Source organism: Moorena sp. SIO3I6, assembly GCF_010672095.1.
In genome coordinates this window covers 1-11,597 of the sequence record NZ_JAAHHU010000167.1, presented here as the reverse complement: position 1 = coordinate 11,597, position 11,597 = coordinate 1, and the positions used below count along the sequence as shown (strand labels likewise).

13 protein-coding genes and 1 pseudogene are annotated in these 11,597 nt (G+C 43.4%); 5 read left to right on the top strand and 9 right to left on the bottom strand.

Annotated features, from left to right (window positions below; translation table 11 throughout):
* From F6K49_RS29310 to F6K49_RS29300, 3 genes and pseudogenes are all read left to right on the top strand, one after another.
* A pseudogene (locus tag F6K49_RS29310) lies at positions 1-300 on the top strand (catalase); the annotation flags it as partial.
* A 6-nt stretch (positions 301-306) separates the two neighbouring features.
* Complete coding sequence (locus F6K49_RS29305; RefSeq protein WP_293102289.1) at positions 307-1,038, top strand: hypothetical protein; 732 nt, start codon at positions 307-309, stop codon at positions 1,036-1,038.
* On the top strand, positions 1,022-1,330 hold the full coding sequence (locus tag F6K49_RS29300; RefSeq protein ID WP_293102286.1) for a hypothetical protein: 309 nt from the start codon (positions 1,022-1,024) through the stop codon (positions 1,328-1,330). Before F6K49_RS29305 ends, F6K49_RS29300 begins: the two co-directional genes overlap by 17 nt.
* Here F6K49_RS29300 and F6K49_RS29295 read toward each other — a convergent pair.
* From F6K49_RS29295 to F6K49_RS29270, 6 genes are all read right to left on the bottom strand, one after another.
* Positions 1,275-2,054, bottom strand: coding sequence for a hypothetical protein (locus F6K49_RS29295; RefSeq protein WP_293102283.1), 780 nt, complete (start codon positions 2,052-2,054; stop codon positions 1,275-1,277). The genes F6K49_RS29300 and F6K49_RS29295 overlap by 56 nt on opposite strands.
* Positions 2,055-2,115: 61 nt before the next feature.
* Entirely contained in the window at positions 2,116-3,582 is a 1,467-nt protein-coding gene (locus tag F6K49_RS29290) for a hypothetical protein (protein ID WP_293102279.1), read from the bottom strand.
* A 121-nt stretch (positions 3,583-3,703) separates the two neighbouring features.
* Positions 3,704-4,912: a hypothetical protein gene (locus F6K49_RS29285; protein WP_293102275.1), complete on the bottom strand. Its 1,209-nt coding sequence runs from the start codon at positions 4,910-4,912 to the stop codon at positions 3,704-3,706.
* Positions 4,913-5,278: 366 nt separating this feature from the next.
* Entirely contained in the window at positions 5,279-6,361 is a 1,083-nt protein-coding gene (locus tag F6K49_RS29280; RefSeq protein ID WP_293102272.1) for an ABC transporter ATP-binding protein, read from the bottom strand.
* A 79-nt stretch (positions 6,362-6,440) separates the two neighbouring features.
* Complete coding sequence (locus F6K49_RS29275; protein WP_293102270.1) at positions 6,441-6,647, bottom strand: hypothetical protein; 207 nt, start codon at positions 6,645-6,647, stop codon at positions 6,441-6,443.
* A 142-nt stretch (positions 6,648-6,789) separates the two neighbouring features.
* Positions 6,790-7,203, bottom strand: coding sequence for a four helix bundle protein (locus F6K49_RS29270; protein ID WP_293102268.1), 414 nt, complete (start codon positions 7,201-7,203; stop codon positions 6,790-6,792).
* Between the two features lie 112 nt (positions 7,204-7,315).
* On the opposite strand from F6K49_RS29270, the gene F6K49_RS29265 reads away from it, so the two are divergent.
* On the top strand, positions 7,316-7,480 hold the full coding sequence (locus F6K49_RS29265) for a hypothetical protein (protein WP_293102266.1): 165 nt from the start codon (positions 7,316-7,318) through the stop codon (positions 7,478-7,480).
* 105 nt (positions 7,481-7,585) lie between these two features.
* Here the strand turns inward: F6K49_RS29265 and F6K49_RS29260 are convergent, their stop codons facing one another.
* The 3 genes from F6K49_RS29260 to F6K49_RS29250 all read right to left on the bottom strand — a co-directional run bounded on the left by F6K49_RS29260 (position 7,586) and on the right by F6K49_RS29250 (position 10,787).
* Entirely contained in the window at positions 7,586-8,464 is an 879-nt protein-coding gene (locus tag F6K49_RS29260) for a carbohydrate ABC transporter permease (protein ID WP_293070089.1), read from the bottom strand.
* Positions 8,464-9,345 (bottom strand): sugar ABC transporter permease, encoded by an 882-nt coding sequence (locus F6K49_RS29255; RefSeq protein WP_293102263.1) that lies wholly within the window; start codon positions 9,343-9,345, stop codon positions 8,464-8,466. Before F6K49_RS29255 ends, F6K49_RS29260 begins: the two co-directional genes overlap by 1 nt.
* A 101-nt stretch (positions 9,346-9,446) precedes the next feature.
* Complete coding sequence (locus tag F6K49_RS29250) at positions 9,447-10,787, bottom strand: ABC transporter substrate-binding protein (protein WP_293102261.1); 1,341 nt, start codon at positions 10,785-10,787, stop codon at positions 9,447-9,449.
* A 34-nt stretch (positions 10,788-10,821) separates the two neighbouring features.
* Between F6K49_RS29250 and F6K49_RS29245 the strand changes: the two genes are divergently transcribed.
* A complete protein-coding gene (locus F6K49_RS29245) occupies positions 10,822-10,956 on the top strand; it encodes a hypothetical protein (RefSeq protein WP_293025878.1) in 135 nt (44 codons plus the stop codon).
* Positions 10,957-11,597 lie beyond the last annotated feature (641 nt).

Sequence of the window (11,597 nt, the reverse complement as noted above, 5' to 3'; positions counted from 1 at the left end):
GAAAACGTACCGCCGGATGAAGAAGAAGCTACTCGTGAAATTGCTCAAATCAGTGAACGACTTATTGACAAACATCCTCCTGTAAAACGGGGAGAACATCCCAAAGCTCATGGTTGTGTTAGAGGAGAATTTATCATTGACCCTAACCTCCCTAACGATGACAAGATTAGAGTAGGTATTTTTAAAGAACCAGGAAAGCGTTTCCCCGCTTGTATTCGCTTCTCAAATTTCAGTGAGCAGAAGGATACCAAAGGTGATGCCCATGGTATGGCGGTTAAACTGATGGGTGTACCAGGGTAAAAAGTCTTGGAGGATGAAAAATATGAAGAAACCCAAGACTTTTTGCTAATAGACCACCCGCTTTTCGTAGTTCGCAATCCCAAAGACTACATTGAGTTTTTTGCAGAAATTGAACGTTCCGGAAGCCGGAATCCCATAAAGTTTTTCATAAATGGACTTAATCCATTTAAATGGCGCTGGCGTGAGATCCAGATCGGACTAGGGATTCGGTTGTCTAAGATTCGCAGTCCATTAGAATCTCAATATTGGAGTACAACTCCATACAAATATGGGTCAGGAGCGATTAAATTTTCCCTGAAGCCTTCTCCTGATAATATCTCAACTAGTTCTAAGTCGATTCCTAAAACAGAAAACTATCTTCGCGACGCAATCCGAGAACATCTCAACAATAAAGAAGCTTGCTTTGATTTCTTAATTCAGTTTCAGACCGATGCTGATAAGATGCCAATTGAAGACCCCACCATCGATTGGAAATCACCCTATCAAAAAGTAGCTACTCTCAAGATTCCTGCTCAGACCTTTGAATCCCCTGAGCAAATAAAATTTTGTGAGAATTTGTCCTATACACCATGGCATTCTCTACCAGAGCATAGACCTTTAGGGGGAATTAACCGTCCTCGCAAACAGGTTTACGAGTTAATTTCTCGGCTACGAAACCGACTGAATAATGTCCCCCATAAAGAACCGACAACAGAAGAATTTTTCTCGATTTTTCCCCTAGATGTCTTGCCGAAGTAGGGAGTCGGGAGTTGGGAGTCGGGAGGTGTGGGGAGTGTGGGAAGTGTGGGAAGTGTGGGAAGTGTGGGGAGTGTGGGGAGTGTGGGGAGTTTGGAGAGTTTGGAGAGCAACTGGCATGGAAATCCCCAAGACCTCACTGCATCGCTGCTCCGAAGCTCCCTTTTCCCTCTTGCCTATTGCCTATTGCCTCTTGCCTACTCCCTACTCCCTACTCCCTACTCCCTACTCCCTACTCCCTACTCCCTATTCCCTCGATCTGGGTGACCAAACCATGTCCATTGGCGATCGCTAGGCATATTGTCTTCTATTGTTTGTACAACGTCTCCCATGGTGCCGTCTTTGGCAACCCAACCGCCATCGATATCTGGGAAATCGAGCCGACAGTTCTCGCACTTTTTGTCATTGTAAAAGCGGATCGGACACCAGAAAGATTCGACATTCCTCAACATTTCAGCACCAAGGGAATACACCCCAGTCATCCAGTCACAGTAAAGGCACCAAATTAGATCATGACCAACTAAGCCTTCAAACTTCTGGCGACTGACATTGACCCATTCACTGTGCTTGTAACTTGGGAAGCCGAGTAACCAGATTAGGAATGGATACAAGGCTATTTCAGCAAGGCGAATCAAAAAAAACACTGGCACACTGACAGCTGTCACCCATAATGCCAAGTGGTTTCGCCACCAGCCAAACCGCTGATTGAGGTAGCTAACAATTCTCGGTCCTTTTACTGCCTCAGAATGGACTAATTCATGAGCAACAATCCACAACTGTAGCGCTAGTATTTGACCCACTAGGGCAGCCAAAACCCCCATCCAGCCTACAAGTAGTCCACTGATCACCCAAGGAATCCATACTATCACTGATAAGATCACGTCCAGCCCAGGGGCTTGGATAAAAAACTCAGAGATAGTCTTGCCTAGCTTACCGAGCTGAGGCATTACGGTTAACACGGAGATCAACCCAATTCCCAGAGAAAAAACTGCTGCAAAGGTTAGAGCAAATGGAATCATAGTTTAGATGCACTATTTAGATGCACTATAGTAGTTTTGAACAGGTCTGGCATTGGACAATTTAACCACAATTAACCATAAACTGCATTGCGGTGATACTTGGCATAAAAAAGTATCCACCCCCCTTGACCGTTACAAATCGAGGTAGGTTATTAATTCGTTTACGAATCAGTGAACGCTGAATGGTCATATGACCAGAACCGTCATTATCCCCGATAATTGGGTCTTTGTTATCATATAAACTGTTAAATCGAGGATTGTTACACCAAGTTTCCTGAAGAAACTCAAATTGACGCCTAATATTAGCATTAATACTGAAGAAATGCAGTCCCCGGGGCTTGCCATCATCCTGAATATCCACAGGCAACTGACCGTTTTCGATATCATCGATGGGGAATAGAGGTTCTCCGTAAATAGCCCCCCGTCGAATAATCCGATGCCGATTGGATAGTTTAAAGGAATCCTCTGGGGTGGCATCTAGAAAGGAATCTCTGGGGTTGCTACGACGGATGTGAGCACCGATGGGGCAACGATAACCCTCCTTATCTTCTGGTAAGTACTTGAACTGATTCTTGTCCTGAATCTCTGGGTTATCCTGGTCTGGGGCAAGCACTAGGGGGGTACCACTGGGCCAACGTCCTACTAATTTAGCGGCAAGCAAGCTCATGGTTGGAGCATGGGGACAACCCTCGCCATCATGTCCTTGTTGGGCAATATATTGCCAAAAGCCAGCTACATCCTGGGCTAGCTTCCGGTATACCAGGTAAGTTCCATGACGTCCGAAATCTTTGAACTCTGACAGCTCTGTACCTGGAAAACTGGGCAAGATGTTATCACTATCCTGGTCTACTGGCACAGATGGGGTAGCAGGCAAGAAATCGTATTGATTTGGATAGCCCAGGATAAACTCTCCAGTCTTAACCACATCTTGATTAGGGTTTTGGTTGTTTCGATTCCCCTCAATGATCGGCTGGGAAATACTGTCGTTAAAACCGAAATGCTCCTTATTACTAGGAGCTCTAAACCCAGGCTCTTCTGCCACAACCACTAGACTATCGTCTTGATCTTGAAGCAATTGGTTGCGCCGCTGGGCGAGGCTTTCGGGGTCTAATCCTTTATGGATCAACAGCATATGAATCTCTTCATTATTTGAGCCACCGACATCCCATTTATCTGGAGCGCTTTCTTCCGTATCTCCTAATATACGAGAACGTTTTGAAGTAGCTATCCCTTCTATTAATTCCCTGGAAAATGTTTCGAGAGTGTGCTGTGGTAGGTTAAGAGCCTGCAATCCTTTGTGGGTAAAGGCAATATTCAAGGTATATTCAGGTTTTTCGGTGGTTCCATCTGGTCGTTTTGGCCACAATTTACCTGTAGTGATTTCCGGGATAATAGTCTTTAACCATGCCTGAGCTTGTTTAGGGTTCTTGATTTGAACAAATAAAAATAAGGCATAGCGCAGATGCCCATAACCACTCAATATAATTCCCTGAATATCTTCCCGTGCTTCTGGCGTTAATTCTGACATGGTCACTTCCCTCGTTTCTGGGTTTAGAGTTACAGAGTTATCCCTGAGTTATTGCTGCATCCAGCTGACGATTAATTCTTCTATTCAGTACATCTATCAACAAAGCATTATAAACAAACCGTTAGAGCAGTTTTAACCATTCCTCAATCGCAGCTCGATCAAAATTTGTCCCGATCATTTTGCTAATTTGTTGGTCTATCAAACTAGTTTGGACAGTTTGCTCAGGATAGGCACTGTAGTAGAATAGGGATGGGGTTTGGTAATCTCGGAAATATTGTTTGAACGCCCCAATATCCTGAGCGCCTCCCTCTGGATAAGTCATTGTATTGTTCCAAATGGAGTTTAATCCGTCGCTGGCTCGATCAACAAAATCATTCAGATAATTATCCCAGGAGCCATCATAATTACTTAAAAATAGTAAACGTTTACCTTCATCAATAATCAGCCAACGGGCAAAATGAATTGTAGTGATATTAACTAGGGATGCTGGTGGAAATAGATATTGTCCAGCCCAATTAACTATAAACAATACTATCTTCAGACGCTTCATTCGCTCAGGCTTAATGTCTACAAGGTGATTCATTGAGTTCTGAACAAAACGATCTTCTGCGTTGGCCAGAAGCTGACTTTGAGCGAGATCAGCTTTCACACTAGTATATTGTCCAATTTCACTTCTATTTTCCGGTTTGCCCAGTATGCTAGCCAGAAAATTTATTATAACCAACAGGATTTCGCGAATTAGGTTCAAGGGATATTGAACCATATCTACCAATCCTCTCAAGATCTTTAATCCATTCAATCCCACAACTTCCCACCAAGTATTAGTTTGAGAAACCTGGGCAACTTTATCTAAAAATGGCTTGACTCCTGAACAATCTAGGTAGTTAGCTACATCCTTGAGATTTAAGAAATTTTCAATATGTTTCCGAATTGCGATGTAGTTCTTGAGGCTTTCGACTGTTTCATTACGAAAGGCGATGTAGAAGGCTTCGGGCTGATAGGAGTGTTGGTTAATAAACTCAGAGAATTGTGGCTTGCCGGTATAGCCTTGGCATTTTTCCCATAGGCTATCCATTCCTGGTGATATCTGAATTATTTCATTTAGGTAGCTATCTAATTCACCATCATAATTGCTGGAAAAGAGCAAGCGCGGTCCATTATCAGGATCATTGAGGATGGCAAAACGCGCCAAGTGGGTGTTACGGCTCTCAGGAAAGCGAACATAGGGATTATTTGCTGGATCCGAGTCAATGGCTTCGAGAATTGATTTTAGAGCTGCCTCTTCTCCAGGCTTTATCTTGACAATAACAGTCAGGGGTTTTGGGGACATTTTGCCCTCCATTTAAAGAATGATTAATTAATAATGGGGTTTGGTCGAAACTAAGTTTATGGTTTAGCTTACGGTTTAGCGATCGCGTTTAACCCTATCTAGCTTTAGACTAGATAGCATTTACGAGTTGATGTCACTGTAACTTGATTACAATCATCATTAATTATACCCTATTTAGTTTATCAAAATTAGTTTTAACTGTCAAAATATAAACATTGTTTACATTACTCTCCTCTGATCGCTGCCCTCTCCTTGCTAGGGTTCGATTTTCTACATATTTCTTAATATTTTAAGCTAATTGTTTCTGCTATACTCAGTAAAGTTAGGGTAAAATGCAATGCTCTCAAAGAGCCGCTACGCGATTCTCTAAAGAGACGCTACGCGAACCCATGTTTCACTATCAAACCAGTGAATCGACTCGGGTGGTATTGCCAGGGTAACCTCTTCTGTTTCCCAAGTTAAATTATTCGGTAATAAGGCTCGGATGCTGAGAGAGTCTGACCCCTTAACTCGAACACTAATTAAATTATGCATCCCTAGATTTTCCACCAGGTAGATTCGACCCTCAATCCTATATTTATCCTCTGGTTGAGCTAGGGCGACATCTTCTGGACGGATACCTAGAACAATCTGTGGCGGAACTTGAGGCAAATTTGGCAAAGAAATTTTGACCTGACCCAAGAGGGCATAATTCCCCTGACAGTGAAGTGTCAGTAAATTCATTTGGGGAGAACCCACAAAACTAGCCACAAACTGATTTGCTGGCTGGTTGTAAATGCCCTGGGGTGTATCTAGCTGTTGCAGCTTACCCTCAGATAACACCGCAATCTTAGTTGAGAGGGTCATCGCTTCCGTTTGGTCATGAGTCACATAAACCACCGGTGCCTTTTGAGCAACAAATAGCTGCTTCAAATCTGCCCTAACTTGCTCTCGCAGCAAAGCATCCAAGTTACTCAGAGGTTCGTCCAACAAAAACACAGCCGGTTGGCGCACCAATGCCCTGCCCAGAGCAACCCGCTGCCGCTGACCACCAGATAGCTGACTAGGCTTACGCTCCATCAAATTTTCCAGTCCCAATTTACCAGCTACTTCCTGCACCAGGCTCTGAATTTGGTCAGAAGGGACTTTATGGAGTTTCAGACTAGCTGCCATATTGTCATATACGGTCATATGAGGATAGAGAGCATAGCTTTGGAAAACCATAGCGATATTGCGATCGCCTGGTCTGACATGAGTAACATCCCGTCCATTGATAATTACTTTGCCATGGGTGGGTTGCTCTAATCCAGCAATTAGTCGCAGCATCGTAGATTTACCACATCCCGATGGCCCAAGTAGGGTCAGAAATTCTCCTTCATCCACCTCTAAGCTAATGTCTTTAACTGGGATGACGTTACCCTTGTTAGTCTTGTAGATTTTATTAATATTATGTAGCTCTAGTTTAGCCATAGCATTTGGAGGTTTCGAGGTTGGCAGGTTGAAGGTTGAAGGTTAGCTGGTTGAAGGTTTAAGGTTAACTGGTTGAAGGTTAGCTGGTTGAAGGTTTAAGGTTAGCTGGTTGAAGGTTTAAGGTTGAAGGTTGAACGCGATCGCGTGGCCAATAGGCCAAGGTTGGGAGGTTGAGAGGTTGGGAGGTTAAAGGTTGAGCGAGGAACTTACGGTCTTGATGCAGTGGTTGATGGTTTTGGAAGTGTGTGGGGAAAAGTGCGATCGCATTACTTCCGCCATACGGCACTGCCTCCCCAAGACCGCGCTAGATGGCTTTTGCAATTAGGCAAAATTCGCGCAAAAATTTCACTCTCCTTCCATCTACCCATCAATGTTTACAATTCAGATGTAAAGAGAAACGATCTTAGGGGAGTCAAGTTTCAAAACTGTCAATCAATACGATAATTTCCTTCGTCCTCGCGGAGTCGGTTTTGATCAGGGTAGGTTTTTAGATATGCCATGAAGCCTGTAATTTGTCCGCTGCACTTCTGGCATAGATCAAATAGTTGTTTAAACTGAGATTGATGAATGTAACCAGCATCAAGAGCAACATAGGCTTGAGAACGTAGTTCACCCGCAGAGCCTTTAGCTCGACCTAAAAACTCAAGAAAAAGACGTTGTGTCCGACTCTCAAAGCCCTCAGCAATATTTGACATGATAGAAACCGCTGCACGACGCATCTGGTTGCACAAACCAAAATCACGGGAAAACGCTTCCTCCTTTGACAGTGTGTAAACCAACCTTGTCAACTCCCGTGCTGTCTGCCATCCCTGAATTTCTTCAAATCGTTTTATCGTTCCCATAGTCTTCCACACTTAAAAAATTCAATCTTAAAAAATTCAATCTTATACCGAGTTGCATTCAAAGAGAGTAGATTGCTTGGATAGGGAGATAGGGAGATAGGGAGATAGGGAGATGGGGAGATGGGGAGATGGGGAGATTGGCGGAAGAGAAAGTTGTAGGTTTGACCCCAACTTGGTATTAAAACCTACCCTACAAAGAACCCTAAGGGCGAACAACCTCCAAACCTCCAACCCTCGAACCCTCGAACCCTCCAACCCTCCAACCCTCCAACCTTAAACCTTAAACTTTAAACCTTCAACCTTAAACCTCTAACCTCCAACCTTCAACCTCCAACCCTCCAAACCTTCAACCTTCAACCTTCCAACCTTCAACCCTTAACCCTTAACCCTTAACTGCTCCCGATGTTAAACCTTGGACAATTTTACCTTGGAAAAACATTACTAATACCACTAGGGGAAATGTTCCTATAACTGTCATAGCAGCAATCGCACCGTAGGGAATCTCTTTCCCTATAGAACCACTTAACTGAGCGGCAGCAACGGGAAGGGTTTTCATGGATTCTTGGCTAATGAAAGTGAGGGCTAAAATAAATTCATTCCAAGCAAAAATAAAGGTAAGTATTCCTGTGGTTACTAAAGCTGGAACGGTTAGGGGTAACAAAATTTGGATTAGCATTTGCCAGGTGCTATAGCCATCTACTTTAGCAGCATCTTCTAGCTCTCGCGGTAGCTGTTGAAAAAAACTTCGCATCACTAATAGGGTGAGAGGAAGATTGATAGCTGTATAGGAAACAATGAGGCTTAAATAATTATTTCCTAGTTGAAGAATCTGGATAATTTCCAGGAGTCCTAGGAAAATCAAAATAAAGGGAAATAAGGTAATAATAATAATCCCGGCAAGGATGATTTTTTCTCCCCTTAGGGTTAACCTTGCTAAGGCATAAGCAGCGGGAGTTCCTATCCCTAAACACAATAGTGTAGAAGCAATTGATACAAAGGCGCTGTTGAAAATATAGTGAACTAGGGGGCGCAGGGTAAATAAGTTTATATAGTGGTCAAGTGTATATCGCCTAGGGAAATAAATATTAGGAAGGGAAGAGATATCTTGGTTAACTTTGAGGGAGGTGAGGAATTGCCAAAGGAGTGGTGCTAGGCAGAAAATGACCAATAAGATGATTCCTAGGGGGAGGATGATTGGTTTGATAATGTTAATTTGTTTTGTTTTGGGTTGAGGAGATGATGAGTTAGGAATAGTAGTCATTAGTTCTGTAAGCCTAGCGCTATAATTACCACGGTGGTTACCAGTATCAAAAAGGTTACTACCACAAGGGCAGCACCATAACCAAAGTCTAGATAATCCATAACAGTGGTATAGATGTAGAGAGATACAACTTCTGTCGCTCCTCCGGGACCACCTCCAGTCATCACTTTGATCAGGTCGAAGACTCCGAATGCTTGGGCAAAGCGGAACAGTAGGGAAATGAGGATTTGGGGCGTCAATAGCGGTAGAGTAATTTGCTTGAAACTTTGCCAGGGTGTAGCACCGTCTAGGGCATGGGCTTCGTATAGGTCTTGGGGAATAGACTGCAAGCCAGCTAGGAGCAAAATGCTGATGAAGGGTGTAGTTTTCCAAACGTCTGCGGCAATCACTGCCATCATCGCTGTTGTAGGGTATCCTAGCCAGTTGATTCCGTCTTCAATAATACCTAGACGCAGTAAGATATCATTCCAAACCCCAAACTGGTCATTAAACATCCAAGCCCAGACTAGACCGATCAAAGCAGTTGGCAATGCCCAAGGCAGGATGGCGATGGTGCGCACAATACCCCGTCCTTTAAAGGTTTGATTCAAAATTAATGCGATCGCAATTCCTAGCACCAGTTCCAGAGCAACAGATACTGAAGTGAAAATCACAGTATTCCAGAGACTGTGCCAGAAGCGACCATCCCCCATCATTCGCCCATAATTATTCAGACCAGAAAAGACCGGTTGTAGCTGTGTCCCTAGGTTCTTAGTGAACAAACTTAACCAGAACGAACGCAAAATAGGATAGCCATAGACTAGCAGGAGTAGTAACAATGCTGGTGTTACCAACAGCCACCCTGTCCTTTGCTCCTGTGCTGCTATCGGATCAGTTTTCATTCTTAATTCTTAATTCTTCATTCTTAATTCTTAATTCTTAATTCTTAATTCTTAATTCTTCATTCTTAATTCTTAATTCTTAATTCTTAATTCTTAATTCTTCATTCTTCATTCTTAATTCTTCCTTCTACCGACAACAGCCTACGAGTTTCATCAGCTGCTGCTTTCATCATTTTTTCAGCACTGAGTTTGGGATTAGTTAGCACAGCGTTGAGGTACCGTTGTAAAATATCCGATACCTGGGAATATTGGGCAACTGGTGGACGCAACACAGAGCCCTCTAACACCTCTAGCAATTTTGGATAGTAGGGATATTTCTCAACAATCTCTGGGTCTGCAAACAGCTTCCGTCGGGTCGGGAGATAGCCAGTTTCCAGAGTATACCGACGCTGGGCTTTCTCACTAGTGAAATACTCAATAGCTCTCCAGGCTTCCTCAGGATGTTTGGAAGATTTAGCAATTCCCAAACCCCAACCTCCTAAGCAAGAACCAGGTTTGCCACCAGGACCATGAACCATAGGGCTAATGCCAATCTTGCCTTTGACGTTTGAACCCTCTTGATTTGCTAATGACCAAACATAGGGCCAATTCCTCAGAAATACCGCATCCCCATTTTGAAACAACAGTCGTGTTTCTTCTTCCCGATAGGTAGTGACACCAGGGGGTGAAATCCCTTGTTTGATGGTGCTGCGCAGAAACTCTACAGCTTGAATCGCTTCCGGTTTATCCAAACCCACTTCCAAGGTTTCCGGGTCAACCCAGAAACCACCAAAGCCTGCAAGTATCTCCACAAACATGGCTGACAACCCTTCATATTGACGACCTTGCCAAAGATAGCCCCATTTTGGATCATGGTTTTCCTGCAATTGTTGGGAAATGCTGACCAACTGCTCAAAAGTTTTTGGGGCTTGGAATCCAGCTTGCTCTAGCAAATCCTTACGATAGTAAAGCATACCACCATCGGAACGGAATGGTATGCGGTATAGTTTCCCCTGGTAGCGTCCTGAATCAACTGCTTTATCCAGAAATTCCTTTAAATACTCCTTAGTAACCCGGTCTGATAGGTCTAGTAACCACCCTGCAGCGGCAAATTTAGGAGCCCAAATCACGTCCATGTTAATCAGGTCATAGGGTGAGTTTCCTAAAATGAAAGCCGACGTATAGAGGTCTTCTGTTAAGTCAGAGTTTAATGGTCCTTCGATCAGTTCCATTTGAATATCTGGATTCTCTGCCTCAAAATTCTTGACCAGTAGTTCCTGCCAATAGGAAAATTCCCCCGCTCCCATCAATAGGGTGAGTTTCACAGGGTGCTGGGTCAGTGCTGGTAGTGCCCAAGACTGGGACAGGAGCACACTGGCAAGCAGAATTCCCAAAATAATCAGGATTATGACAGGTCTAAGCAGTTTAGTGAAACCTTGGCCTAATTTTTTGCTCTTTGTCATGGGAGAACTGCTATATAGGAATCCTAAATCAATTGTGAGAATTTTTGATCTGAAGTTCCCTACTCCCTACTCCCTACTCCCTGTTCCCTTTGCTATAGACAACCAAGGTCGTCCTGAATCAGCGCGTCGCAGCATTCATCAGTTTACCATCAACTATCCGACTCTGTAGGAGATTCATACAGATCGGCTTTGCTCCGAGCAAAACTATGGGCAAGCTCAGAAGAGCAAAGATAATTGTTGATAACACGATTGGTGTCAGGAAAGATTTATCGAATGTAGATTGGTTCATGATTAAATGCTTACCTTAAACAAGTTCTAGTACTGGTCGTGAACTCAATGGCTAGGTAAAATTACAGGCCCCGTAGCAGGTATTTTCCTGCTTTTTGCTCCGTACACAAATAATCTACCGATCTGGCCAAGAGCAGTCGATAACTAAAAGTTAAGGAAAGTTATGGAGTTGCCCTCGGATTGGACTTAAATCAAACATGAGGTATACCCAATCCCTAACATAACGCAGAGGCGATCGCAAACCCCTGAGCTTCAAACTAGGACAAAACGCTGGCTATAAACCTACTGTTAAAAACCAATGAAAAGCAGACATGATGAGCGTTTTTATTTGGCATTTTTTATTTGGCATTTTTGAGTTTCAATGCCACACAGCGGTACTAGTCATTAAGTTCTACGTAGCTATCCTAAGGGAGTAATTGTGAACGGATCTACAATCCAAAAATTCATCTTGGCACCAGTATTCATTTCCACTACACTCTTTTGTATCTTCACCTTACCTGTAGCCATATTTGGTGAAGAGTC

Coding starts and splice junctions, on each gene's coding strand:
- F6K49_RS29300 (WP_293102286.1), top strand. CDS start 1,022: ATGTCTTGCCGAAGTAGGGAGTCGGGAGTTGGGAGTCGGGAGGTGTGG.
- F6K49_RS29295 (WP_293102283.1), bottom strand. CDS start 2,054: ATGATTCCATTTGCTCTAACCTTTGCAGCAGTTTTTTCTCTGGGAATT.
- F6K49_RS29290 (WP_293102279.1), bottom strand. CDS start 3,582: ATGTCAGAATTAACGCCAGAAGCACGGGAAGATATTCAGGGAATTATA.
- F6K49_RS29285 (WP_293102275.1), bottom strand. CDS start 4,912: ATGTCCCCAAAACCCCTGACTGTTATTGTCAAGATAAAGCCTGGAGAA.
- F6K49_RS29280 (WP_293102272.1), bottom strand. CDS start 6,361: ATGGCTAAACTAGAGCTACATAATATTAATAAAATCTACAAGACTAAC.
- F6K49_RS29270 (WP_293102268.1), bottom strand. CDS start 7,203: ATGGGAACGATAAAACGATTTGAAGAAATTCAGGGATGGCAGACAGCA.
- F6K49_RS29265 (WP_293102266.1), top strand. CDS start 7,316: ATGGGGAGATGGGGAGATGGGGAGATTGGCGGAAGAGAAAGTTGTAGG.
- F6K49_RS29260 (WP_293070089.1), bottom strand. CDS start 8,464: ATGACTACTATTCCTAACTCATCATCTCCTCAACCCAAAACAAAACAA.
- F6K49_RS29255 (WP_293102263.1), bottom strand. CDS start 9,345: ATGAAAACTGATCCGATAGCAGCACAGGAGCAAAGGACAGGGTGGCTG.
- F6K49_RS29250 (WP_293102261.1), bottom strand. CDS start 10,787: ATGACAAAGAGCAAAAAATTAGGCCAAGGTTTCACTAAACTGCTTAGA.